Origin of the sequence: Aeromicrobium erythreum (assembly GCF_001509405.1) — a bacterium.
GTDB classification, from domain to species: domain Bacteria; phylum Actinomycetota; class Actinomycetes; order Propionibacteriales; family Nocardioidaceae; genus Aeromicrobium; species Aeromicrobium erythreum.
Genome location: NZ_CP011502.1, coordinates 157,202 through 181,779, shown reverse-complemented (window position 1 = coordinate 181,779; position 24,578 = coordinate 157,202). Strand labels below are relative to the sequence as shown.

Here is a 24,578-nt window from a genome sequence, read left to right as displayed (position 1 = left end):
TGGGTCAGCCGAGGCTGCGGCGAGCGGTCGACATCTGGTGGCAGACGACGGCGGCGACGAGCGCGGCCGTGCCGAGCGTCGCGAGGGCGTGCGCGCCGAGCAGGGCGCCCTCCGGCGCGGAGAAGACGGCCGACGTCAGCGCCGCGCCGCCGACCAGCGACGCGGCGGCCGCGGCGTGCACCAGCGGGGTGCGCTGCTCGGCGGTGACCGTCGCCCACGCCTGGTAGCAGATGCCGGCGACGACGAGGGCCGCCACGACCAGCAGGATGCGCCCCGGGAGGACGAAGCCGTCGGGCCACGGGACGTCGCCCAGCACGTCGGTGACGTAGAGCGCGAGCACGACGAGCTCGGCGAGGGCGGGCACCACGAGGCCGGGTCCGATCTTCATGGCCGCGACCCTACCCACCCCGCCCACCCTCCCCGCGTTTCGGACACTTCCGGGGCACTCTCGGGCGCCCCAACGACCCGCAAGTGTCCGAAACGTACGGATGGAGGGCTTAGGACTCGAGGGCGCGGCGGTAGCGCTGCATGCCGGCGACCCAGCGGTCGGGGTCGGACGCCTTCTGGGCCCACATGGTGGCGACCTCGGGGTGGGGCAGGGCCTGGAAGCGTCCGGCCTCGACCGCGTCGAGGATCGTGGCGGCGACGACGGTCGCGTCGAGCGGCTCGCCCGCCGACGTGACCGCCCGCATGCCGAGGCGGGCGTCGGCGTCGGTCGACGTCTCGCCCTCCTCGAGCATCGCGGTGCGCACGCCCATCGGGCAGGCCGTCGTCACCTGGACGCCACGGTCGCCGTAGGTGGCGGCCAGCCACTCCGCGAACCCGACGGCGGCGTGCTTGGTGACCGAGTAGGTGGGCGAGCCCAGCTGGGTCAGCAGCCCCGCCGCCGACGCGACGCTGACGAAGCAGCCCGCTGGGCCGTCCGTCGCGCCGCGCTCCAGCCACTGCGGCACGAGCGCCCGCGCCGCGGCCACGTGGGCCATGACGTTGACGTCCCACGACGCCGCCCAGTCCTGCGGCGACGCGTCGAGGCCGAAGCCCCGGAACACGCCGGCGTTCGCGACGTACAGGTCGACGGGGGTCGGCGACGTCTGCAGCACGGCGTCGACGCCGATCTCCGCCGTCACGTCGGCCGCCCGGTGCAGCACCCGCTCGCCGAACTCCTCGCCCAGCGCCGAGGACGCGTCGGAGAGCCGGTCGCCGTCGAGGTCAGCCAACACGACCGAGGCGGCACCGCGCTCGAGCAGCGCCCGCGCCACCGCGAGGCCGATGCCGCCGGCCGCGCCGGTGACGACGGCGGCCGCGCCCTCGACCTTCATCGTCGCCCCACCTTCATCCACGCACCGCGTACTTCTTCAGCTCGGCGCGGGCGAGCGAGGCCTTGTGCACCTCGTCGGGGCCGTCGGCGAAGCGCAGCGTGCGGATGCCGGCGAACATCTCCGCGAGCGGGAAGTCCTGGCTCAGGCCGCCGGCGCCGTGCACCTGGATGGCCTTGTCGAGGATCCACTCCACCGTCTGGGGCGTGGCGATCTTGATGGCCTGGATCTCCTTGTGGGCGCCGCGGTTGCCGACGGTGTCCATGAGCCAGGCGGTCTTCAGCGTCAGCAGGCGCAGCTGCTCGAGCCGCACGCGCGACTCGGCGATCCAGTCCTGCACGACGCCCTGCTGGGCGATCGGCTTGCCGAACGTCGTGCGGCTCAGCGCTCGCTCGCACATGTACTCGACGGCGCGCTCGGCGATGCCGATCGAGCGCATGCAGTGGTGGATCCGGCCGGGCCCGAGGCGGGCCTGGGCGATCGCGAAGCCCTCGCCCTCGCCTCCGATGAGGTTCGACGCGGGCACGCGGACGTCGGTGAACCGCAGCTCGGCGTGCCCGCCGTGGTCGCGGTCGTGGTAGCCGAAGACGTGCATGCCGCGCACGACCTCGAGGCCCGGGGTGTCGCGCGGGACGAGGATCATCGACTGCTGGCGGTGCCGCTCGGCCGACGGGTCGGTCTTGCCCATGACGATGAAGACCCGGCAGTTCGGGTTCATCGCGCCGGTGATCCACCACTTGCGACCGTTGATGACGTACTCGTCGCCGTCGCGGACGATCGAGAGCCCGATGTTGGTCGCGTCGGAGGAGGCGACGTCGGGCTCGGTCATCGCGAACGCCGAGCGGATCTGGCCGTCGAGCAGGGGACGCAGCCACTGCTCCTTCTGCTCGGGGGTGCCGAACATGGTCAGCACCTCCATGTTGCCCGTGTCGGGCGCGGCGCAGTTGAGGGCGGCGGGCGCGAGCTGGATGGAGCGGCCGGTGATCTCGGCGAGCGGCGCGTACTGCAGGTTCGTCAGGCCGCCCTCCTCCGGGTGGCCGGCCAGGAAGAAGTTCCACAGGCCGCGCTCACGCGCCTGCTCCTTGAGACCGTCGAGCACGGCCGGCGGGTCCCAGCGGTCCTCGGCGTAGAGGGTCTCGATCTGCTCCGCGGCCTCGGCCTCGGCCGGGTAGACGGCCTCGTCCATGAAGGCCTCGAGCTTGGCGATCAGCTCCGTGGTGGTCTCGTCGAAGGCGAAGTGCATGTCAGGCCGCCGCCATCACGTAAACGACCTCGGCGATGCAGACCGGCTTCTCGGCGCCCTCGCGCTCGACGACGAAGGTGATGACGGCCTGGGTGCCGATCGGGATGTCGCTGGTCTCCTTGAGCGTCGCCGTCGCGCGCAGCCGCGAGTCGACCGGGACCGGGTTCGGGAAGCGCACCTTGTTGGCGCCGTAGTTCACGCCCATCGCGAGGCCGTTGACGGCGTAGATGTTCTCGGAGAAGACCGGCAGGAGCGACAGCGTCAGGTAGCCGTGCGCGATGGTGCCGCCGAACGGCCCCGACGCGGCGCGCTCGGGGTCGACGTGGATCCACTGGTGGTCGCCGGTGGCGTCGGCGAAGGTGTTGATCTGCTCCTGCGTCACGGTCACCCAGTCGCTGGTGCCGAGCTCCTGCCCGGCGGCTGCCTTGAAGTCGTCGAGACTGTCGAACACGCGGGCCATGGGACTACCTCCGGGACAGGTCGCCCTCGGGCGACGACTAAGCGCTTGCTTAGTTCCGACCCTAGCCGCTCGCCAGCACGATGGCCAGGGGCGCTCAGGTGAACAGCAGCAGCGCCACCGGAACCCCGGCCAGCAGGACGCCCACCACGGCGACGGCCACGTCCAGGACCGACCACCCGGCCGGTTCGGCCCACGTGCGTTCCGAGGCTGCGGCGAAACCTCGTGCGTCGAGCGCCACCGCATGCCGTGAGGCGCCCCGCAGCGACGACACCAGCAGCGCGAACACCAGACCAGCGCCGTACCGGCACCGTGCCACAGGTCCGCCCGCCGCCGACGCTCCGCGAGCACGGCGCGCGCGGACGAGCTGCTGCCACGTGGCCATGAGCTCTGCCGCCTGCTGGAGCGCCGACGTGACCGCGACGACGGGACGAGCGGGCAGACGCAGGTCCTGCGCCAGGTGGTCGCCGAGGCGTGCCGGATCGACGAACGCGGCGACGACCGCCCCGGGCCAGGCGAGCACGACGATGCGCAGACCGGCGGTCAGCGCCACCACCTCGTCGCGGCCGCCGAGGCGCCACGTCGAGTAGGCGACGGTCAGCCCGGCGAAGACGGCAAGACCCAGGCAGAGCAGGGCGTACCTGATCGACGGCACGACAGCGAGCACGAAGACGGCGTACAGAGCGAGCGTCACGAGCGCGATCGGCAGCGTCCGCACGGCCAACGACCCCGGGACCGATGCGACCCCGACCACGACGAGCGCGAGCGGATTGACGCGTGGGAGCAGTGCACGAAGGCCGCTCGGGGCGGTGGTCACGCTCATCCCAGACGCCCCGAGTCGAGTCGGTGCACGTGGTCGGCGAGCGCCACGAGGTCGGCGTCGTGGGTGGCCGCCACCGCGACCGCTCCGGCATCCGCGGCGCAGCGCCACCATCCTGCGACGGCAGCCCAGGTCAGTCGGTCCTGCCCGACCGTCGGCTCGTCGAGCAGCACGCCGGCCGGCCGGTGCGCGAGCGCAGCGGCCAGGGCGAGGCGGCGTTGCTCACCACCGGAGAGTCGGTACGGGTTGCGGTCGGCCAGGTGTGCGAGACCGAGGTGGTCGAGCACGCCGTCGACGTCGACCGACCGGCCGAGCCGCTGCGACGTAAGGGCCACCTCGTCGCGCACGCGCAACGTCAGGATCCCGTGCTCAGGCGCTTGCGGCACCCAGCCGGACACCGCCGCGAGTGCCGAGGACGAAAGACGGTGGAGGTCGATCTCTCCACGACGCACCCGCCCCGCGGTCGGTCTCTGGAGTCCGGCGCAGGCGGCGAGCAAGGTCGACTTGCCCGCCCCGGACGGACCGACCAGCGCGTGCGCTGCTGCTGCGTCCAGCCACAGGTCGACGTCCTCGAGCGCCCGCGTGCGCGTGCTTCCCGACCAGGAACGTCGCACCAGCTCGACGAGGAGCGAGGACGTCACGACCGCGCACGGCGGATCGTGCGGAACGACGAGCTCCTCCGGTGGACGCAGCGGTGCGGGTGCCGGCAGACCTGGCATCCACACGCCCGCCGACCCCAGGCGTTCTCGGTGCTCGGAGACGAAGGTGCCGGGGTCGGTGTCGGCCACCACCGCGCCCGTCGCGTCGAGGACGACGACGCGCTCCACGAGGTCGAGCCACGGCTTCAGGCGGTGCTCGACCACGACGAGCGTCGCGCCCGAGGAGGCCACCACGTCGGCGACGGCCGTGCGCACGGCACCTGCCGAGGCGTCGTCGAGCATCGCCGTCGGCTCGTCGAGGAGCAGCAGGCCGGGACGCAGCGCGAGCGCGCCGGCCAGGGCGAGCCGCTGGAGCTCACCACCGGACAAGGCGTTCGTCGGGTGCTCTCGGCCCTGGTGCAGGCCGACCGCGGCCAGCGACGCGTCGACGCGGCGCCAGGTCTCCTCGCGGTCGAGCCCGAGGTTCTCCGGCCCGAAGGCGACGTCGCGGCCGAGCCGACCGGCCACAACGGCATCGCCGGGTCGCTGGGTGACGAGGCCGACGACGGACTGCGAGGCAGGACCGGCGTCGAGGTGGACGCCGCCGGCGACGTCGCCCGGGACGGACTCCCCGAGAGCCCCCGCGAGAGCGAGCAGCAGCGTCGACTTCCCGGCGCCGCTCGGCCCTGCCAGCAGCACCCGCTGCCCGGCGGGGATGTCGAGGTCGAGCCCGGCCACGACGGGACGGGGGCTGCCGACCGGCCGCCACCCGAACCCGTCGAGCCGAGCCGCGACGGGGCGGACGGCGGTCAGACCCGCACGTCCTCGCCCGCTGCCTCGCGACCGGCCCCGAACGAGTCGAGCGCACCCGTCTGCGCGAGAGAACGCACCAGCAGCCAGCTGAGCACACCGACGAGGGCGCCCGACGCGGCGAAGAAGCCGAGGTACGCGAGCTTGTACGCCATGTCCCAGTCGGGGTAGTAGAAGTACCACTCGTAGAAGCTCTCGACCACAGCAGCGAGCGCACCGGCGAGGATGGCCACCCCCACGCCGAAGCGTCGGTAGCGCCCCAGCGCGAAGGCGAGCTCGGCGCCCGCTCCCTGGGCGATCCCTGCCAGCACGACGGTGAACCCCCACTCGGTGCCGCCGAGCACGAACATGGAGACGGATGCGGCGAGGAGCTCGGTGCCGAAGGCCGCCCCTCGTCGCCGAACGATCAAGCCGCCCACGATGCCGGCCATGAGCCAAGGCCCGGCCAGCAGACCACTCAGAGGCGGGTAGCCGAGGGTGACTCCGAGATCGATGGCTCCGTAGAGCTTCCCCCAGGCCCAGAAGATGACACCGAACGCGAGACCGAGCGCGACGATCACCGCGAGGTCGATGGCGCGGTGCCAGAGGGCTCGACGACCCTCGGTGGACGGACGCGTGGATGCAGAACTACTCATCGTGACTCCCTTCGCCGGTGCTAACCGGAGCAGGTTCAAGGGTCTGCGGCTGTTCCGCACTCTCAGCGCCCTCTGCGGTGGCGCTCCCCTGTCGTTGGTGAGGTCCACCCTAGCGTCGTCGCGCCTCCGGCGGCGCGCCGAGCCAGGTGTTGGTCACGGCCGCCACGACACGCGCCGGCGTCGAGCATCGTCGCCGTGCGAGCTCGGCCTCCACTGCGTCGTCGAAGACCTCGAGGGAGTCCTCGGCGCCCAGCAGGAGGTGCACGGTCCGGCGCTCGTCGGGGCCGATCGGCGTGGTGGAGCGCAGGGGCCAGTCCTGGGCGAGGTTGCGCAGGTGCGGAGCGCCCTCGTGCGCCTGCTCCAGTCGCCGCCTCGCCTCCTCCTCCGTGCCGACGACGATCGCAGGCTCCAGCGTGTCCTCGTCGGGGCCCAGCTCGACGACCCACGCCTTCTGAGCAGTCACGAGCCGTCAGGTGTCGGCGCGCCACGGACTGGGTCGACCCTCGCTCCTACCACCATGGCCCTCCCCCTGCGCCCGTCGACGAACCCGCCCCGACCGTAGACCGACACCGTCGCGCGACGCCACGAGCAGCGTCGTCGATCGCACGGACGGACGACGGGCGCCCGGTCCGTGGTGGACCGGACGCCCGTCGGCGTGCTCAGCGCGTCAGCGGATGCGCACCCCCTTCGTCGCGCTGGTGCTACCCGTGAAGGAGCCGTCACCCACGTAGACCGTGCGGACGGACAGCGTGCCCTTCGTCCTCGGCGCCTTGAGCGTGGTCACGACCGTGCCGCCGGACAGACGCACCGTCTTGGCCCAGGTGAACGACTTGGCGCCAGGCGCCTTGACGTACACCCGCACCGAGCCCGACGGGTCGACGCCCGCCACGGTCGGCGAGACCGTCGCGCGCACCCGGTACGTCGCGCTCCGCTTGACCGACGACGTCGCGTTCGTGACCGTCGTCGACGCCCGCTTCACGACGGTGACGTCGGCCGTGGCCGTGCCGCTCGCCTCGACCTCGTCGGTGCCGTCGAAGGCCGCGCTCACCGTGTGCGAGCCGACCTTCAGCGTGGCCGGGAGCTCGAAGCGTCCCGTGCCCTGGGCGTCGAGCGTGACCGTCACGGGCGTCCCGGCGACGGTGACCGTCACCGTGCCCTCGTCGGCCCCGGCGACCGCCACGGCACCCTTCAGCGGGTCGCCGAAGGTGCTCTCGGCCGACGCCATGACCAGCGCGATCGTCGAGGCACCCTTGGTGAGGGTGAACGAGACCGCACCCGACTGCGACGCCTGCGCGGTCGCCGTCTTCGCGAGAGACGCGACCAGCTCGTGCGAGCCGGCCTTGAAGCCCGGCACCGCGAGGCTGGCCGTGCCGCCCTCGACCACCGACGAGCCGAGCACCGTGTCGCCGTCGGCGAAGGTGACGGTGCCGCCGTCGCCGCCGGTGACCGTGGCCGTGAGCGTCACGGGCTGGTTGATCGCCGGGAGCTCCGGGTCGATCGCCAGCGACGTGGACGTCTCGGTCAGCACCTCGAGCGAGCCCGTCGACGTGAGGCCGTAGCCCGCGCCGACGGCCTTGACGGTCGCCTCGCCGATCGCGGCGTCGGCCGGGACGGTCGCGCTGAGCACGGCCACCCCGGACGGGTCGGCGATGGCGGTGCCGAGCGTGCTCGAGCCGAGCGAGAACGTGACGCCCTCGCCGGACCGGTAGCCCGACGCGGTCAGCGTGACCGCACCACCCGGGGCGGGCGTGGGGTCGTCGACCGTGACGGCGCCGACCTCGGTCGAGCGCGCCAGCTCCTCGCACGGGTCGCCCTGCGCGCCGACCGGCGGCAGCGCCGTGGCCGAGCCGGTGACGCCGTCGTCCTCACGGACCGTGAGGTAACCGAACGCCTTGGCACCCATGACCGCCCCGGAGGTGTTGATCGCCGAGACCTTGACCGCGGTGCTCGCCGACGTCGACGCCAGGCTGTCGCCGAGGATCGACCCGGTGACGACCTTGCACGTCTCGCCGGGCGCGAAGGTGACCTTCTCCATCGCGATGCCGGCGCGGCCCGAGGCGGAGCCCAGGACGCTGACGTAGGCGACGACCGGCTTGGTCGCCGGCTGGGCGAGGTAGACGCCCACGTCGGCGGTACCGGCCGAGGCGCCCTCCTCGACGGCGGTCGCGAACACGTTGACGGTGTTCTCCTTCTTCACCGTCGGCGTCCCGAGGGAGGACGACTCCCACGCGAGGTCGGACAGGTACGCCGCCCCCGTGGTCGTCGCGTCGGCGCCCGTTGCCGCGGTCAGCCGCACCTCGCGCACGTCGGACACGTCGAGCCCGGCATCCTTCAGCGTCGAGGTCGCCACGTTCACCTGCTGCAGCACGATCTTCTTGAGCACCGTCGTCGTCGAGTCCGACGGCGCCGGCAGCCGCACGAGCGCGTACGGGTTGAGCGCCGAGACCTTCGACGACCACGTCGCGCCCGAGCCGTCCTTGACCGCCAGGGTCAGGTCGGTGCCGGTCACGACGGTCTCGTCGGCGGCCACCTTGAGCGACAGCCGGTCGAAGCCCGTCGCGTCGCGCTTGGCCTTCGGCACCGTCACCAGCACGGCTCCCGTGTCGCCGGTCCAGGTGAACCGGGTGACGGGCGTCGCAGGCACGTTGCCGCCGTTGCTGGCGGGCGTCCAGTGCGGCACCTGCGACGACGCGAGCGTCGAGCAGGCGGGGGCCGCGGCCGGGATGGTGCGACCGGTCAGGCTCGCGCACGGCTGCGCCGTGGCCAGGCCCGAGGTGCGCACGAGCGAGCTGGTCGACTCGAACGACGTCAGCGTCGAGCGCGCCGACGAGGGCGCGGTCGTGACGGTGCGGACGTCGGCGTTGCCGACGACCTCCGGGCGCGTGCCCGAGCCGTCGAACATCGGCAGGAACTGCTTCTCGTCACCGAGCGTCAGCCGGAACCAGCCGGCCATGTACGCCGTGCCCAGGTCGTACTGGGCGTCGGCCGACAGGCGGATCGACGTCGCGGCGACGGCCGGGACCGGACCACAGGTCTGGTTGGTCGACGTGGCGCCCCAGTCGTCGCTGACGCCGGCCGGGAACTTCCCGGGCGTCCAGACGGTGTTGAAGAAGTTGTGGTTCGCGCCCATGACCCAGGTGCCGGCCCGCAGCGCGTCGTCGTCGAACGCGTAGCGCGAGTCGTCGAGCATGTGCTGACCCTGCTGGTTCGACACGTCGCCGTCGCAGTACGGCAGGACGACGTTGAGCGGCACGTTCGGCACCGTCATGCGACCGAAGTCGACGGGCGCGAGCGGCAGGAGGCTCTTGATGCCGAACGGCTCGTCGAGCGCCGCGTTCAGCGTGGCCGCCGAGGTGATGCCCTCACCACCGCGCGAGTGACCCATGAGGCCCACGTCGGACAGGTCGAACCGGCCCTGCAGGTCGGCCGCGGTGAGCGGGTCCTGCAGCGCGTCGTCGAGGGTGACGTCGAGGTCGCGGGCGTCGTCGTGCAGCGTCACCGGCTGGCCGGCGTCGGCCTTGCGCAGCAGCGACAGGGTGTCGAGGACGAGCTGGCCGCGCGCCTGCGCGCCCTGGTCGGGCGAGCGCGGGTTGTCGTTGGCGTTCACGGCGTTGGCCGAGATCGAGATGACGGCATAGCCGTGGCTCGCGAGGGCCTGGCCCGTGCCGTCGTAGCCGGCGTAGCTCGGGATCGACAGCGGACGCGTGCCGGAGCACGGCCACGCCAGCGACGCGCTGGAGCTGCCCTCGGCGTAGCAGGTGGAGTGGCGCCCGTGCAGCAGCAGGACCACCGGGCGCTTCCCGCCCGTCTTGGGCAGGTAGAGCCGACCCTGCATCTCACCGCGCACGCCGCCGATGTTGGCGAGCGCGACCGACTGGGTGCCGAAGTCGTAGTCGGCCTGCGTGTACTCGTAGGTGCCCGTCGACGCGGGGTTCGCGTCGAGCGTCTCCAGGGTCGCTGGGTCGGCGAGGTCCTCGGGCTGCGCCACCTCTCCGGTGCGCTCGGCCTTCGCGGAGGCGCTGCGGCTCGCCCAGCCGGCCTCGACGCTGGACGCGTCGGCGACGGCGGGGTCGCTGGTCAGCACCGTGAGCGTGTCGCCCTTCGGCGACTCGGTGGCGATGCCGATGTCCTTGCCGTCGACGACGAGCGTCGGGGCGTCGTCCTTGACGGGCAGGGGGGTGTCGAGCTCGAGCGTGACGGCGTAGCCGCCCGGAGCGCGTTCGACGCTGAAGTCGGAGCCCGACGCCACGGTGGCGCCGATGGCGCTCGTGGTGCCCAGGGCTCCCAGGAAGGTCGCGGTCAAGGTGGCGGTCAGCAGACCGCCGGCGACCCGTCGCATGGATGCGTGCACAGGTGGTGTCTCCCTCGTGACGAGCGGCCGCGCCCAGGGGGTGGCACGGCTCGCGCGCCCAGCCTCGGCGGGTCGCGTTTCGCGCACGAAGCGTCCGCCGACCCCACGACGTTACGTTTGTTGCCGGAGCGAACAATTTCGTGACGATGTGAGGAAAACGCCCCGGACCGATGCAGAGGCTGCTACTCGTGGGGAGCGGGGACCGGTCGGCCGGCGGCGTCAGGCAGGGCCGACGAGGTCGGCGCGGCCGAACATCTCGGCGGTCTGGCGAGCCGTGGGGTGCCCGGCGTCGGGATCGGCGCCCGCGTCGAGGAGCACCCGCACGACGTCGTCCTCGCCCTTGAACACGGCACCGGCCAGCGGACTCTGCCCCCGGTCGTTCAGGGCGTCGACGCTCGCGCCGCGCTGCACCAGCGCGGCGACGGTGTCGGCGTGGCCGTGGTAGGCGGCGAGCATGAGCGCGGTGTTGCCCGACGCGTCGGTCAGGTCGGCGGGGACGCCGGCGTCCACATGAGCCGCGAGGCGCTCCGTGCGTCCCTCCCGGGCGTCGTCGAGCAGGGACTGCGCGAGCTCGACCGCGCGCGGGTCGAGGGGGGAGCCGTCGGAGGGAGCGCTCATGGCGCGACCGTAGGACGGCCGCGACGTCCGCGCATCCCGCTCCCGGTCGCGAGGGGACGGCCCCGGCAGCTTCTGGCCAAACCGCCGGGGTCGTCCGACCCTCGGATACCCGTTCGCCGCCGGTTCATGACGAGGTGTCGTCGCGGAGCGAGTCGAACCCCTTCAGGGCGACCTCCTCCGCGACCGCGCGCAGCTTGACGTTGCGGTCCTGGGAGAAGCGGACGAGCACGTCGAAGGCCTGCTCGGAGCGCAGGCCGAACCGCTCGACCAGCCGCCCCTTGGCCTGGCCGATGACGTCGCGGCTCGCGAGCGCCGACTCGAGGTTGTCGACGAGGTCGGCACCGCGCAACGCCACGGCCACGTGCGCCGCGAGCGCCAGACCCGCCTGGACGTCGTCGTGGTCGAACCCGTCGACGGTGTCGGAGTACATGTTGAGGCACCCGAACGTGTGCCCCGAGGTGAACAGCTGGACGCACAGCATCGAGCGGAAGCCGAGCCGATCGGCCGCGCTGGGCGACCACCGCGGCCAGCGCGGCTCCTCGCGCAGGTCGGCGGTACGGACCGTCTCGGACTCGTGGATCGACTGGACGCACGGGCCGTCCTGCAGCTCGACCTGCAGCGCGTCGGCCTGCTCGACCCAGTCGCCGGTCGACGCCTCGGTGGTCACGCGCCCGCCGGCGTGGACGATCGAGACCCCCGCCTCGTCGCACCCGCCCACCAGCTGCGGGGCGGACCTCACCGCCGCCACGACGGTGTCGCGGAACCCCGACTCCTCGCTCATCGAACGGGCGAGGTCGGCGAGCTTCTCCCACTCTCCCGCGGCCATCTTCATGACTGTTCCAGCCAGGAGGCAGCCTGGCAAGACCCCCTCGTCGCGGCGAGCAGGCGCACCTACGCTGGGGCCATGACCGTCGCGAAGGACCTCCTGCTGGTCGCGACCGACCCGCGCACGGGCCGCGTGCGGCTCGCGACGACGGCGACGGAGCCCGCGCTCGGGGGGGCCGCGCTGATCGACCTGGTGCTGCTCGGGCGACTGCGGCTGGTCGGCGCAGGACGCAAGACGCGCGTCGAGGTCGTCGACCGCACGCCCGTGGCCGACCCGCCGCTCCAGGCCGCCTTCGCGCGGGTCTGGCAGCAGGGACGGCTCACGCCGAAGAACACCATCTCCCGCCTCGGCCGCCGCCAGCGCAAGGTCCTGCTCGCCGACCTGGAGGCCGCCGGGGCGCTGCGCCGCCAGCGACGTCTGCTGCTCGAGCGGTACGACGTCGGCGACCCCGTGCACCGCGACGACCTGGTCACCCGGCTGCGCGCCGTGCTGCTGCAGGAGCAGCCCGCCGACGAGACGACCGGGCCGCTGGTGGGGCTGCTGCTCGCCACCGGCCACCTCGGCATCGTCGTGGACCGTCGCGACGTCAAGGCCGCCAAGGCCCGGGCGAAGGTCGTGGCCGAGGGCGACTGGGCCAGCGACGGTGTCCGCCAGGTGATCCAGGACGCGCAGAACGCCATGACCGCCGTCATCGGGACGAGCGCCGTCCTGGGCGCGATCAACACCTGACGCCGCGGACCTCGGCGACCCGGTCGCCGGGGACCATGAGGGAGGATGTGGCCATGGCGTCCGTCCGCACCCCCGACCCGAACCCCGGCTGGCTCTCCGAGATCGCCCTCGAGGAGACCCGCTCCCGGGTGCCGATCCTCTACGTGGAGGGCATCCCCGTCCGGGTCGACTCCCACGGTCGCGTCGAGCACGTCGGGCTGCTGCTCCGCGGCTCCGCCACCACCGGCGCGATGAGCCGCACCTTCGTCTCGGGTCGTGTCACCCACGGCGAGTCCGTGCGCGACGCGCTGCTGCGCAACCTCGAGAAGGACCTCGGGCCCACCGCCTTCCCGCAGCTGCCCTCCTCGATCGTCCCGTTCACGGTCGCCGAGTACTTCCCGCTCCCCGGCGTCGCGCCGCTGCACGACGCACGCCAGCACGCCGTCGCGCTCGTCTACGTCGTGCCCGTCACCGGCGAGTGCAACCCGCGCCAGGACGCCCTCGAGCTCACCTGGATGACGCCCCAGGAGGTGCTCAGCCCCCTCGTGCTCGACGAGATGGAGGGCGGCCGCGGCACCCTCGTGCGCCAGGCGCTGGCGTACCTCGGCGCGCTCGACTGACACCCGACCCGGTCGCGCGGCCCCGTCGGTCGGGGCCCACCATGGAGCGGTGGCGTCCCCGAACCGATGGCTGATGCTCGCGGTCGGCATGCTGGCGCAGGTCTCCGGCACGGTCGCCGCCAACGCGGCCGTCGCCCTCATCCCCTTCCTCACCCGCGACCGCGGTCTCACCCTCGGGCACGCCGGCGCGCTCGCGTCGGCGTCGCTGCTCGGCACCACCGTCTCGCTCGTGGCGTGGGGCGTCGTCGTCGACCGGTGGGGTGAACGGCTCACCCTCACCCTCGGTCTCGTCGTCACCACCGTGGGCAGCGCCGGTGCGGCGTTCGCGGACGGCTACCTCCCGCTCGCCGCATGCTGGTTCGTCGCGGGCGTCGGCGTCGCCAGCTCCAACGCCGCCAGCGGCCGGCTCGTCGTCGGCTGGTTCCCGCCGGAACGTCGCGGCACCGCCATGGGCATCCGACAGGCCGCGCTGCCGCTCGGGGTCGGGCTCGCTGCCGTCCTCGTCCCGACCCTCGTCGAGGCGACCGACCTGCGGACCACGCTGCTCACCATCGCCGCGATCAACGCCGCCACCCTCGTGGCCTGCGCGGCGCTGGTCGTCGACCCGCCCCGCCGGGCCCGCGCCGAGGCCCTGCGCGACGGCGAGACCGCCAGCCCGTACGCCGGCGACGCGTCGCTGCTGCGCATCCACGGGGCGTCGGCCCTGCTCGTCGTCCCTCAGTTCACCGTGTGGACGTTCATGCTGACCTGGCTGATCGCCGAGCGCGGGTGGTCCGCGCCGGCTGCCGGCGCGCTCGTGGCCGTCACCCAGCTGCTCGGGTCGGCGGGGCGCGTCGGCGTCGGGTGGTGGTCCGACCGGGTCGGCAGCCGCATGGGACCGATGCGCGTCGTCGCGCTCGCCGCCGCCGTGGCGATGCTGGCGCTCGGCCTGCTCGAGCCGACCCCGTTCGCGGTGGTGCTCGTCGTCGTCGCCAGCGTCGTCACCGTCGCCGACAACGGGCTGGCGTTCACGGCCGTGGCCGAACGAGCCGGGCCGTGGTGGTCGGGCAAGGCGCTCGGCGTGCAGAACACCGGCCAGTACCTCGTCAGCGCCGCCGTGCCGCCCGTGGTCGGCGTGCTCATCGCCGCTGCCGGGTACGGGTGGGCGTTCGGCCTCGTCGCCGTCCTTCCCCTCCTGGCCCTCCCCCTCGTCCCCACCGAGCGCCCCCGCCGCCCCGCCCCCGCTGTCGAGTAGCGGCGCCCACCGCTGGTCGAGTAGCGGCACGCGCGACGAAGGAGCGCCGTGCCGCGTATCGAGACCACCCGGCAACGGATCAGCGCGAACCAACCCCCAGCGACAGCCTGGAATGGTCTCGATACGTCTCCGCCAGCTCCTCCGTCGCAGCGTCGACTACTCGACCACCGATACCTCCCGCTGGTCGAGTAGCGGCACGCGCGACGAAGGAGCGCCGTGCCGCGTATCGAGACCGTCCGGCAACGGCCCAGCGCGAACCAACCCCCAGCGACAGCCTGGAATGGTCTCGATACGTCTCCGCCAGCTCCTTCGTCGCAGCGTCGACTACTCGACCAGCGAGACATTCCGCTGGTCGAGTAGCGGCACGCGCGACGAAGGAGCGCCGTGGCCGCGTATCGAGACCACCCGGCAACGGCCCCGCGCGGGCCAACCCCCAGCGACCGCTTGGAGTGGTCTCGATACGTCGCCGCACGCCTCGTCCCTCGGCGGAGGCGACTACTCGACCAGCGGTGGATTCCGCTGGTCGAGTAGCGGCCACGCGCGACGAAGGAGCGCCGTGGCCGCGTATCGAGACCACCCGGCAACGGCCCCGCGCGGACCGGCCCCAGCGACCGCTTGGAATGGTCTCGATACGCCACCGCCAGCTCCTTCGTCGCGGCGTCGACTACTCGACCAGCTAGACATTCCGCTGGTCGAGTAGCGGCACGCGCGACGAAGGAGCGCCGTGGCCGCGTATCGAGACCACCCGGCAACGGATCAGCGCGAACCAACCCCCAGCGACCGCCCAGAGTGGTCTCGATACGCCCAACCGGGCTCCTTCGTCGCCGCTCGGCCTACTCGACCAGCGTGGTCCGCGCGGTCTCGAACGGCTCACACCGGCGGACAGAGGTCCGCGTCGGGGGTTAGGCTGTACCTACCCACCGGTAACCGACCGCTGACCTGCAGGATCAGGGTGGCCTTACCCCGCGGACAAGAACGCGAGGGGCTAGTGTCACCTCCACTGTCACGGTCGTCGCACCAAGGATTGAGGCTCCATGCAGCTCGTCGCGATCATCGTCTCGCTGGCCGTTACGGCCATCACGATCCCCGTCACGGTCATCGCCGTGCGCCGCATGACCGCGGTCGTGCGCGCCGGTGGACCCGCACCCGGTCGCACCAACGACCCGGCCGCGCGCACGGTGAACATGCTGAAGGAGACGTTCGTCCACACCCGGATGCTCCAGTGGACCTGGGTCGGCATCCTCCACTGGTTCGCCTACGCGGCCTTCCTGGTGCTCAGCTCGGCCGTCGCCCAGGGCTTCGTCCAGCTGTTCGACCCCGAGTTCGTGTGGCCGCTCATCGGCCACTTCTTCCTCTACGAGTGGTTCAGCGAGTTCATCGGCCTGCTCGGCGCGCTCGCGATCATCCCGCTCGCGATCTACCGCCAGGTCAAGCACCCGCGCAAGCTCGGCCGGCAGAGCCGCTTCTTCGGCTCCCGCCAGGGCCAGGCGTACTTCGTCGAGTTCATGGTGTTCCTCGAGAGCATCGCGATCCTGTTCATCCGCGGCGCCGAGTACAACCTGCTCCAGGCCGAGGGCAGCAAGTACGCGAGCGGGTTCCACTTCCCGATCGCCCAGTTCTTCGGCAACCTCTACCCGACGGGTGAGGAGAACATCGAGACGCTGAAGACGATCATCGTCACCATCGCCATGATCAAGGTCGTCTCGGCCATGATCTGGCTGCTCGTCATCTCCACGAACCTGACGATGGGCGTCGCCTGGCACCGCTTCCTCGCGTGGCCGAACATCTGGTTCAAGCGCGAGTCCGACGGCGGCACGGCCCTCGGTGGTCTCAAGCCGATCCTCGTCAACGGGCAGCCGCTCGACCTGGAGAAGATGGAGGACCTCGAGGAGGAGGACTTCGAGAAGCTCGGCGTCGGCAAGGTCGAGGACTTCTCGTGGAAGGGTCTGCTCGACTTCACCACCTGCACCGAGTGCGGCCGCTGCCAGAGCCAGTGCCCCGCCTGGAACACCGAGAAGCCGCTCAGCCCCAAGCTGCTCATGATGGGCCTGCGCGAGCACGCCTACGCCAAGATCCCCGCGCTGTCGGTGCCGGAGGACGAGCGCACCGAGGAGCAGCAGAAGGAGGTCGAGCGTCCGCTCATCGGCGACGAGGAGATGTACGGCGTCATCGACCCCGACGTCCTGTGGTCGTGCACGAACTGTGGCGCCTGCGTGCAGCAGTGCCCCGTCGACATCGAGCACGTCGACCACATCGACGACATGCGCCGCTTCCAGGTGCTCGTCGAGAGCAACTTCCCGGCCGAGCTGAACAACATCTTCAAGGGCCTGGAGCGCAAGGGGAACCCGTGGGGCATGAACCCCAAGAACCGCCTCGACTGGACCAAGGGCCTCGACTTCGAGGTCAAGCAGGTCGGCGTCGACGTCGAGAGCCTCGACGAGGTCGAGTGGCTGTTCTGGGTGGGCTGCGCCGGTGCCTTCGAGGACCGTGCGAAGAAGACCACGCAGGCCGTGGCCGAGCTGCTGCACACCGCGGGCGTCGAGTTCGCGATCCTCGGTGACGGCGAGACCTGCACCGGTGACCCGGCGCGTCGCGCCGGCAACGAGATCGTCTTCATGCAGCTGGCCATGGAGAACTCCGAGGTGCTGAAGGAGACGAAGGCCAAGAAGGTCGTCTCGACCTGCGCGCACTGCTTCAACTCCCTCAAGAACGAGTACGCCGAGTTCGGCGTCGAGCTGGAGGTCGTCCACCACACGCAGCTGCTCAACCGCCTCGTGCGCGAGGGCAAGCTGAAGCCCGTCGCGCCGAAGGCGGGCGCTGCGGCGTCGGCCGAGCCGGAGAAGACGATCACCTACCACGACCCGTGCTTCCTCGGCCGCCACAACCAGGTGTACGAGGCGCCGCGCGAGCTGCTGAGCGTCATCCCCGGTGCGAAGTTCGCCGAGATGCCGCGCAACTCCGAGCGCTCCTTCTGCTGTGGCGCCGGTGGCGCGCGCATGTGGATGGAGGAGAACCTCGGCTCGCGGATCAACGTGAACCGCACCCAGGAGGCCGTGGCCACCGGCGCCGACCAGATCGCCGTGGGCTGCCCGTTCTGCCGGGTCATGCTGTCCGACGGCCTGACGGCCCAGCAGGCGGCCGGCGAGGCACGCGAGGAGGTCGAGGTGCTCGACGTCGCGCAGATGCTGCTCGCGGCCGTGAAGCGTCCTGAGGAGCCGACGGCCGAGGACGACGCCGCCGTGGTCGAGGAGGCCGAGAAGGCGACGGCTGCGGCTGCTGCCACCGAGGCCGAGCCCGACGCGAAGGACGAGGCCGACCCGGCGTCGATCAGCGCGACCGACGACGCCGCACCCGCTGCCGACGCCCACGAGGACCCGCAGGGCACCGACGAGCCGGCCGAGGCGCCGAAGGACGACCCCGCCCCGGCCTCCGCCGAGGCGGACGTCGAGGTGGCGGCGCAGCACAACATCGACGTCGACGAGAAGGGCGACGCCGCCGGTACCGGTGGCGACGCCGGCGAGGCGCCCGGCAACGAAGAGGTCGAGGCCTCCACCGCCGGCGCGTCCGACGACGAGCCCACGCCGGACCCGGAGCCCGAGCCGGGCGACGCCGTCGACCCCGAGGTCGAGTCGGTGCCCGAGGGCGGCGAGGAGTCGCCCGCCGAGGCCGACACCCCCGCGCCCGCCGAGGACGAGCCGGTCGACGGCGACGCCCGCGAGGAGGAGGCCGACGCGGCCGGTGCCGTCGAGGCCAGTGCCGTCGAGAGCGGGGCCACGTCGGACGAGGCCGGCGCCCCGACGCCGGACCCGGAGCCCGAGCCGGGCGACGCCGTCGACCCCGAGGTGGAGTCGGTGCCCGAGGGTGGCGAGGAGTCGCCCGCCGAGGCCGACACCCCCGCGCCCGCCGAGGACGAGCCGGTCGACGGCGACGCCCGCGAGGAGGAGGCCGACGCGGCCGGCGTCGACGACGCCGCCACCGAGCCGACGGCTCAGGCGTCGACGCCCGAGGAGTCCGCTGCGCCGTCGGAGGTCGTGGCGGTGGAGGATGCGCCGAACCCTGATCCCGAGTCCGACGACGTGGCGCCGCTGAGCGACGCGAACCCGTCGGGCCAGGGCGTCACGGAGGCGGCCACGGAGCTGGCGAAGGACGACGAGGAGCCGAAGGCCTGACGGTCGAGGTCACCTGAGCCGAGAGGGCGCCCGCACAGCGCGGGCGCCCTCTCGTCGTCTCGGCTACCGCTGGGGCGCGAGGGCGTGGTCGACGGCGTCGGTGGGGCGCCCCTGCCAGACCGGTCCGTGGCCGGGGGCGATCGTGTCGGCGTCGAGGTCGCGGAACCGCTCGAGGGAGCGGGCGGCGAGCGTGGGGTCGGCGGCGAAGAAGCCGGGCAGCTGCTGCGGACCTCGACGCGACGTGGTGGCGTGGGCGGTCACGATCGCGTCGCCCGTCACGAGCACGCCGGCGTCAGCCAGCAGGAACGCCGTGTGCCCGCTCGTGTGGCCCGGGGTGTGGACGGGGACGGGCCGGCCGGGCAGGTCGAGCGGACCCTCGCCCGTCCACGTCTGCGCGTGCGGCGCGGTCACGTGCGCCGTGCCGCCGGCCCGCGTGATGCGCGCGGCCCACAGCGCCGTGCGGGGTCGCCAGGCCCGGCGGGCGACGTCGAGCGGGGTGGCCGACTCGTGCCGCTCCCCGCGCACGTTCGCCAGCTCGTCCTCGTGCACCAGCACCGGCACGCCGTGCTCCTGCCACCACCGCTCGATGCTGCCGACGTGGTCGACGTGGGCGTGGGTCACGAGCACGGCGGCGACGTCGCCGGGCTCGCGGCCGAGCGCCCGCACCGACGCGTCGAGCCGGTCGGCGTCGCCGGGGTAGCCGGTGTCGATGACCGTCAGCGCGTCACCGTCCTGCAGGAGCAGCCAGTTGACGTCGGTCCCGGTGGCGAGGTGCACGCCGTCGGCGACCTGGATCGGGCTCGTCATGGCTCGATGCTCCCCCTGAGCGTGACGTTCGCGGGCCAGAAACGCCGGTCCGACCCCGCGAACGTCACGCTCAGCGGGGATGGGGGGTCAGGTGGCGCAGGGGGCGTCGCCCAGGGCGGCGAGGCCGGCGCGGTCGCCCGGGCCCCAGGAGGATCGGGGGCTGCTGGGGTGCATGAGCTCCCCGAGGTCGTCGACGTGGTCGAGCCCCAGCACGTGGGCGAGCTCGTGCATGAGCACGCCGGTCGCGACCTCGCCGCCGCTGCCGCCGTCGACGATGTCGGGCGTGTCGAGCATGACCTCGCCGGTCACGTACCGCCGCACCCCGTCGCGCTCGATCCACGTGCTGCCGCCGAGGCCGGCCACCCGACCTTCGAGCTCCTCGACCTCGTCGGCGTCGGTCCAGCTGACCTGCACCGGACGCCAGCCGTCGCCGTCCTCAGGGTCGTCGAGGTGCGTCTGGGGAGGGTCGTCGGTGCGGCCCACGACCCTGACGTCGAGCCCCGACGCCTCGCGCACCTCGGCGACGGCCCGCTCGAGCACCGCGTCGGCGTCGTCGGGCGCGAGCCGCTCGTTGACCACGACCCGCACGGGCGTGCACGGGTCGTACGCGACCGGGGTCTCACCGTCCGCCTGCGTCTGCAGGAACGCGTAGGACCCACCGCCCGGCACCGTGCGGATCTCGCCCTCCGACGCCACCCGACCGTCCGGGAACGTCACGCCGGTGCTCTCCGGGGCGACGACGATCCAGCCCATCAGCCCGCCCAGGAGCGCGACGAGCACGCCGACGGCGACGACGGCGCGTCGACGCGGGTCGTGCCGCCACCCCACCGATCCGCTCACGCGCCCAGCATGGCAGCCGCAGGCCCGCCGATCAGGCGGGCAGCAGCGGGAGCGCCTCGACCCCCGCCGAGAAGGAGAAGCCGTCGGGACCCTCGTGACGCTCCAGGACGCTGACGTACCAGGCGCCGGGGCCCGGCGCGGTGAGCGTGACCCGGTCGGGCGCGGTGGCATGGTCAGCCCACGTGGTCACGACGCCGTCGCGGGCGTCGCGGGCAGCCTCCGGCGAGCGGTAGTAGGCCAGGACGTAGACGCGGTGGTCCGCGGCGGCGACGTGGACGCTGCCGTCGAGGACACCGGCCGGACGCGCGCGACGCTCACGACGGGTGGCACGGTCGCCACGTCGTGGCGTCGGCACGATCGACACGGTGTCCTCCCTCTGGGGCCTACCCCTGGACGGCCCCACCTCGATACAACCGCACGGATGACGGGAACCGAAGCCGGTCAGGGATAAAACATCACTGAAGGTCCCGAAATGACTCGATCGGGCTACGGAATCAGTCGTCAGGTGCTAGACCGGGGACGCGCGCCGCGCACGGCGATGCACCGCTCGGCGACCGCCCGACCCGACTCGAGCGCGGCCCGCACGTCCCGCGGACCGGGCCGCAGCCAGCACGCCAGGAAGCCGGCGGCGAAGGCGTCGCCCGCGCCGGTCGTGTCGACCACCGCGGTCCGCGGTGCCGTCACCTGCTCACGGCGCTCCACCCCGTCGACGTCGCCGAGGAAGGCCGCGCCCATCGACCCGAGCGTCACCACGACGCCGCCGAAGCGGGTGGCGAGGTGGTCGAGGTCGATCTGGGGCCCGCGCGCGTCGACGAGCACCCGCGCCTCGTCGAGGTTCGGGAACGCGAGGTCGGCACCGTCGACCCAGTCGAGGAAGGTCGGGCCGCCGCACGCCCGCAGGAAGGAGACCGTGCTGGGGTCGACGCTGACGCCGGCGCCGCGCGCCCTGGCCTGCGCGACGAGTCCGAGCGCCGTCGAGCGGGTGCCCTCGTCGAAGAACGAGTAGCCGGTGAGGTGCAGCCACGTGACGCCGTCCCACACGTCAGCGCCCACGTCGTCGGGCGAGAGCCGACCGTTCGCGCCGCGGTCGACGAACATGGTCCGCTCGCCGGCGTCGTCGAGCTGCAGCAGGATGGTCGCCGTCGGCAGGTCCGGGTCGCCCGCCAGACGGGCGTCGACTCCGTGTGCCGCGAGGGCCGCGGTGTGCCGCTCGACGGCGTCGGCACCCACCCGGCCGACGAAGCGGGTGGGCACGCCCAGCTCGCCCAGCCACGCTGCGACGTTGGCCGCCGAGCCGCCGGGCGCCATGCGGATGGTCGCGGGGGTGTCGCTCGCGGGCGTGACCTCCGTCAGCGGTCGCACGCTGATGTCGTCGACCACGTCGCCGACGACGAGGACCGTCACGGGCTAGAGCTCCGCCCAGGCGGTGGCGATCTCGGCCGCGACCCGGATGTTGTTCTCGACGATGCGCAGGTTGACGGCGAGGCTGTCGCCCTCGGTGAGCTCGACGATCGTCGAGAGCAGGAACGGCGTCACCTCCTTGCCCTCGATGCCCTTCTCCTCGCAGCGGCGCAGGGCCTCGGCGAGGGCGCGGTCGTGCAGGTCGGGGTCGAGCTGCTGGTCGAACGGCAGCGGGTTCGCCACGACGATCGCCGTGCAGAGCTCGAGCTGCTCGCGCGCCTCCATGACCCCGGCGACGGCCTGACCGTCGGGCACCGTCCAGTCGAGCGGCTCGCCCGACGAGCGCAGCCAGAAGCTCGGGAACTCGTCGGTGCCGTAGCCGAGCACCGTGACGCCGAGGGTCTCGAGCCGCTCGAGGGTGGCGCCGATGTCGAGCACCGACTTGACGCCCGCGGACACGACCGTGATCGGCACCTCCGAGAGCGCCTTCAGGTCGTTGGACTCGTCGAAGGAGGTGTCCGCACCACGGTGCACACCACCGAGGCCGCCGGTCGCGAAGACCCGCACGCCTGCGTGGTCGGCGATGAACGACGTGGCCGCGACCGTGGTCGCGCCGCTGCCGCCCCGCGCCAGCACGACCGGGAGGTCGCGCATGCTCAGCTTCGGCACGTCCTCGGACGCGATCCGCTCGAGCTCGGCGTCGCTCAGGCCGGCCTTGAGCTGCCCGTCGAGCACGGCGATGGTCGCCGGCACGACGCCCGCGTCGCGCAGCTGCTGCTCGAAGCGGCGCGCGGCGGCGAGGTTGTCCGGCCGGGGCAGGCCGTGGGAGATGATCGTCGACTCCAGCGCCACGACCGGCCGGCCGGCGGCGAGGGCGTCGGAGACCTCGGGACTGATGGAGAGGGGTAGCGACATGCTGGCTCGTGCTTCGGGTCTAGATGCTCGTCTGGTGGAAGTTGGCGTGCGACCGCGACGCCGTCGGGCCGCGCTGGCCCTGGTACCGGGAGCCGTACGCGGCGGAGCCGTAGGGGTGCTCCGCGGCGGACGTCAGCCGGAAGAAGCAGAGCTGGCCGATCTTCATGCCTGGGTAGAGCTTGATCGGCAGCGTGGCGACGTTGGCCAGCTCCAGCGTCACGTGCCCGGAGAAGCCGGGGTCGATGAAGCCGGCCGTGGAGTGCGTGAGGAGCCCGAGGCGACCGAGGGACGACTTGCCCTCCAGGCGCGCCGCGACGTCGTCGGGCAGGGTGACGAGCTCGAACGTGGACCCGAGGACGAACTCGCCGGGGTGCAGCACGAAGGTCTCGTCGCCGGCCACCTCGACCGGGCGCGTCAGGTCGGACTGGTCGGCCGCCGGGTCGATGTGCGGGTACTTGTGGTTGTCGAAGACGCGGAAGAACTTGTCGAGCCGCACGTCGATGCTCGACGGCTGGATCATGGTGCGCTCGAACGGGTCCAGGCCCACCCGTCCCGCGTCGATCTCGGCCAGGATGTCGCGGTCGCTCAGCAGCACGGCAGCAACCTAACCCATCAGGAGGGCGCCGACGTACGGCGACGCTCCTGCCGGACGCCGACGACCACGAGCGCGCCGACGGCGAGCGCCACGAGGACCGTCGCGACCCCCCAGGCGAGTCCGTAGTCGCCGGTGAGCAGGGTCGGGTTGTCGGGCTTGCCGCCCTGCCCCGACAGCACGTTGGCGACCGCCACGGTCACGAGGGCCCAGCCGGCGAGCAGCAGCAGGGCCGGGGCGCGGGTCGACGGGGGCAGGACGCGGCCGAGCGCCAGACCCACGACGACGGTCAGCGGCGCCACGACGAGGTCGTGCACGAGCACGGCACCCCCCGCCCAGACGAGCACCGAGACCAGGCCGTCGGGCCGGTCGAGCAGCAGCAGGACGCCCCACACGATCGCGGCGACCCCGGGGAGCGCGAGGAGCAGACGGGCCACCCTCATGCGCGGACCTCCAGCGTCCGCACCCACTTGGTCTGCAGCACGCCGGGCCGGTTGGGCGCGATGATGCGGCACGGGAAGCCGTGGTCGAGGTCGAGCGGCTCGCCCTCGAGCTCGAGCGCGAGCAGCGTGCGGTGGTCCTCGACGAACACGGCGGGCAGCTCGCTGCGCGCGAAGGCGCCGCGGGTCTGCATCGACGTGACCCGCACCGTCGACGCCGCTGGCGCCCCGACCAGCTCGAGCAGGTCGCGCACGGCCACGCCCGTCCAGGTCGCGCTGCGGCTCCAGCCCTCCACACAGGCGATCGGCAGGCGGTGCGTGCGCTGCGGCAGGGCGGCGAGGTCGGCCCGGCTCAGCGTGACGCTGCGGTCGCCGTGCACGACCTCGAGCCGGAAGTCGGCGTCGGTGGCGGCCTCGACGGCGCCGGCGGCGCGGGCCGTGCGGTTGATCGGCAGCCCCTGCGGGCCCGTCCCGTCGCGCACCGCGAGCACCGACACGCGGCGCAGCCACGGCACGCTCTGCCCGACGGTGAGCACGGTCGCCACCGCCGACGCGCCGAGGGCGGTCGCCAGCACGGCGCGACGTCCGGGAGCACCGGAGCGCACGACGTCGTCCTCCGCCTCGGGCCCGAACGCCTGGCGGACCACCGGCAGCTTGACCGCCACGTGCACGAGGATGCTGCCGATCGCGATCCAGGCCACGGCCTCGTGCGCCGGGCGGAACGAGAACGACCACGGGTACCACTGCACGACGTTGAGCAGCCCGCTGACCAGCTGGAACAGGGCCGAGGCCACGAGGACGGCGATCGAGCCGCGCTCGAGGGCGTGCAGCGCGAGGCGGCGGACGCCGGCCGGCGGTCGCGCGAACAGCCGCGGGAACACCGACCACAGCTTCACCAGCAGCAGCGGCACGCAGGCGATCCCCGTGGCGACGTGCAGACCCTGCGTCCACCGGTAGAGCGACGCGGGCCGGGGCCCGATCGGGGCCCAGGACGGCGGGTCGTACTGCAGGTGGCTCCACATCCCGGTGAGGAAGCAGATGCCGAACGCCACGCCGAGCCAGGTGCCGACGCGGGCCGTGAGCCGTGGTCCCCGCGCGCGGGCCTCGAAGTCCTCGACCCGGGGCAGGCGCACGGTCC

Annotated in this window: 23 protein-coding genes and 1 riboswitch; of the genes, 4 read left to right on the top strand and 19 right to left on the bottom strand. The window is 72.9% G+C overall.

Annotation, left to right across the window (positions count from 1 at the left end):
* Positions 1 to 4: 4 nt before the first annotated feature.
* From Aeryth_RS00895 to Aeryth_RS00845, 11 genes are all read right to left on the bottom strand, one after another.
* Positions 5 to 388 (bottom strand): hypothetical protein, encoded by a 384-nt coding sequence (locus tag Aeryth_RS00895; protein ID WP_067853408.1) that lies wholly within the window; start codon positions 386 to 388, stop codon positions 5 to 7.
* 109 nt (positions 389 to 497) lie between these two features.
* The gene (locus Aeryth_RS00890) at positions 498 to 1,319 is read right to left on the bottom strand and encodes an SDR family oxidoreductase (RefSeq protein WP_067853405.1); all 822 of its coding nucleotides are present in this window, start codon (positions 1,317 to 1,319) and stop codon (positions 498 to 500) included.
* Positions 1,320 to 1,332: 13 nt separating this feature from the next.
* A complete protein-coding gene (locus tag Aeryth_RS00885) occupies positions 1,333 to 2,559 on the bottom strand; it encodes an acyl-CoA dehydrogenase family protein (protein WP_067853402.1) in 1,227 nt (408 codons plus the stop codon).
* A 1-nt stretch (position 2,560) separates the two neighbouring features.
* On the bottom strand, positions 2,561 to 3,019 hold the full coding sequence (locus Aeryth_RS00880; RefSeq protein ID WP_067853399.1) for a MaoC family dehydratase: 459 nt from the start codon (positions 3,017 to 3,019) through the stop codon (positions 2,561 to 2,563).
* A 94-nt stretch (positions 3,020 to 3,113) separates the two neighbouring features.
* On the bottom strand, positions 3,114 to 3,839 hold the full coding sequence (locus tag Aeryth_RS00875; protein ID WP_067853396.1) for a CbiQ family ECF transporter T component: 726 nt from the start codon (positions 3,837 to 3,839) through the stop codon (positions 3,114 to 3,116).
* Positions 3,836 to 5,173 carry an ATP-binding cassette domain-containing protein gene (locus Aeryth_RS00870; protein WP_417864585.1) on the bottom strand — a complete coding sequence of 446 codons (1,338 nt, stop codon included), beginning with the start codon at positions 5,171 to 5,173 and terminating at the stop codon, positions 3,836 to 3,838. The genes Aeryth_RS00875 and Aeryth_RS00870 overlap by 4 nt, the downstream gene beginning before the upstream one ends.
* 110 nt (positions 5,174 to 5,283) lie before the next feature.
* Complete coding sequence (locus tag Aeryth_RS00865; protein ID WP_067853390.1) at positions 5,284 to 5,919, bottom strand: ECF transporter S component; 636 nt, start codon at positions 5,917 to 5,919, stop codon at positions 5,284 to 5,286.
* Positions 5,909 to 6,019, bottom strand: a riboswitch (TPP riboswitch). Its footprint overlaps the gene before it by 11 nt.
* Positions 6,020 to 6,028: 9 nt before the next feature.
* Entirely contained in the window at positions 6,029 to 6,382 is a 354-nt protein-coding gene (locus tag Aeryth_RS00860; RefSeq protein WP_067853388.1) for a hypothetical protein, read from the bottom strand.
* A gap of 204 nt (positions 6,383 to 6,586) precedes the next feature.
* On the bottom strand, positions 6,587 to 10,258 hold the full coding sequence (locus tag Aeryth_RS00855; protein WP_067853385.1) for an Ig-like domain repeat protein: 3,672 nt from the start codon (positions 10,256 to 10,258) through the stop codon (positions 6,587 to 6,589).
* Between the two features lie 231 nt (positions 10,259 to 10,489).
* Positions 10,490 to 10,888 carry an ankyrin repeat domain-containing protein gene (locus Aeryth_RS00850; protein WP_067853382.1) on the bottom strand — a complete coding sequence of 133 codons (399 nt, stop codon included), beginning with the start codon at positions 10,886 to 10,888 and terminating at the stop codon, positions 10,490 to 10,492.
* Between the two features lie 124 nt (positions 10,889 to 11,012).
* Positions 11,013 to 11,714 carry a GAF and ANTAR domain-containing protein gene (locus tag Aeryth_RS00845; RefSeq protein WP_158509155.1) on the bottom strand — a complete coding sequence of 234 codons (702 nt, stop codon included), beginning with the start codon at positions 11,712 to 11,714 and terminating at the stop codon, positions 11,013 to 11,015.
* Between the two features lie 78 nt (positions 11,715 to 11,792).
* On the opposite strand from Aeryth_RS00845, the gene Aeryth_RS00840 reads away from it, so the two are divergent.
* From Aeryth_RS00840 to Aeryth_RS00825, 4 genes are all read left to right on the top strand, one after another.
* Entirely contained in the window at positions 11,793 to 12,443 is a 651-nt protein-coding gene (locus Aeryth_RS00840; RefSeq protein ID WP_067853376.1) for a GOLPH3/VPS74 family protein, read from the top strand.
* 53 nt (positions 12,444 to 12,496) lie between these two features.
* Entirely contained in the window at positions 12,497 to 13,042 is a 546-nt protein-coding gene (locus Aeryth_RS00835) for an NUDIX hydrolase family protein (RefSeq protein ID WP_067853374.1), read from the top strand.
* Positions 13,043 to 13,091: 49 nt separating this feature from the next.
* A complete protein-coding gene (locus Aeryth_RS00830) occupies positions 13,092 to 14,276 on the top strand; it encodes an MFS transporter (protein ID WP_236749788.1) in 1,185 nt (394 codons plus the stop codon).
* A gap of 1,034 nt (positions 14,277 to 15,310) precedes the next feature.
* Entirely contained in the window at positions 15,311 to 18,445 is a 3,135-nt protein-coding gene (locus Aeryth_RS00825; protein ID WP_067853371.1) for a heterodisulfide reductase-related iron-sulfur binding cluster, read from the top strand.
* Positions 18,446 to 18,508: 63 nt separating this feature from the next.
* On the opposite strand, the gene Aeryth_RS00820 is transcribed toward Aeryth_RS00825, so the two are convergent.
* The 8 genes from Aeryth_RS00820 to Aeryth_RS00785 all read right to left on the bottom strand — a co-directional run bounded on the left by Aeryth_RS00820 (position 18,509) and on the right by Aeryth_RS00785 (position 24,573).
* Complete coding sequence (locus Aeryth_RS00820; RefSeq protein ID WP_067853369.1) at positions 18,509 to 19,252, bottom strand: MBL fold metallo-hydrolase; 744 nt, start codon at positions 19,250 to 19,252, stop codon at positions 18,509 to 18,511.
* A gap of 87 nt (positions 19,253 to 19,339) precedes the next feature.
* Positions 19,340 to 20,092: a hypothetical protein gene (locus tag Aeryth_RS00815; RefSeq protein WP_144433615.1), complete on the bottom strand. Its 753-nt coding sequence runs from the start codon at positions 20,090 to 20,092 to the stop codon at positions 19,340 to 19,342.
* 31 nt (positions 20,093 to 20,123) lie between these two features.
* Complete coding sequence (locus Aeryth_RS00810; protein WP_067853362.1) at positions 20,124 to 20,456, bottom strand: hypothetical protein; 333 nt, start codon at positions 20,454 to 20,456, stop codon at positions 20,124 to 20,126.
* Between the two features lie 137 nt (positions 20,457 to 20,593).
* Positions 20,594 to 21,496, bottom strand: a complete 903-nt coding sequence (locus Aeryth_RS00805) for a carbohydrate kinase family protein (RefSeq protein ID WP_067853359.1) — start codon at positions 21,494 to 21,496, stop codon at positions 20,594 to 20,596.
* A 3-nt stretch (positions 21,497 to 21,499) separates the two neighbouring features.
* On the bottom strand, positions 21,500 to 22,408 hold the full coding sequence (locus Aeryth_RS00800) for a pseudouridine-5'-phosphate glycosidase (protein WP_067853356.1): 909 nt from the start codon (positions 22,406 to 22,408) through the stop codon (positions 21,500 to 21,502).
* Positions 22,409 to 22,427: 19 nt separating this feature from the next.
* Positions 22,428 to 23,003, bottom strand: coding sequence for a dCTP deaminase (dcd, locus tag Aeryth_RS00795; protein WP_067853353.1), 576 nt, complete (start codon positions 23,001 to 23,003; stop codon positions 22,428 to 22,430).
* Between the two features lie 17 nt (positions 23,004 to 23,020).
* Positions 23,021 to 23,443 carry a hypothetical protein gene (locus tag Aeryth_RS00790; RefSeq protein WP_144433614.1) on the bottom strand — a complete coding sequence of 141 codons (423 nt, stop codon included), beginning with the start codon at positions 23,441 to 23,443 and terminating at the stop codon, positions 23,021 to 23,023.
* Positions 23,440 to 24,573 carry a molybdopterin-dependent oxidoreductase gene (locus Aeryth_RS00785; RefSeq protein ID WP_067853347.1) on the bottom strand — a complete coding sequence of 378 codons (1,134 nt, stop codon included), beginning with the start codon at positions 24,571 to 24,573 and terminating at the stop codon, positions 23,440 to 23,442. Before Aeryth_RS00785 ends, Aeryth_RS00790 begins: the two co-directional genes overlap by 4 nt.
* Positions 24,574 to 24,578 lie beyond the last annotated feature (5 nt).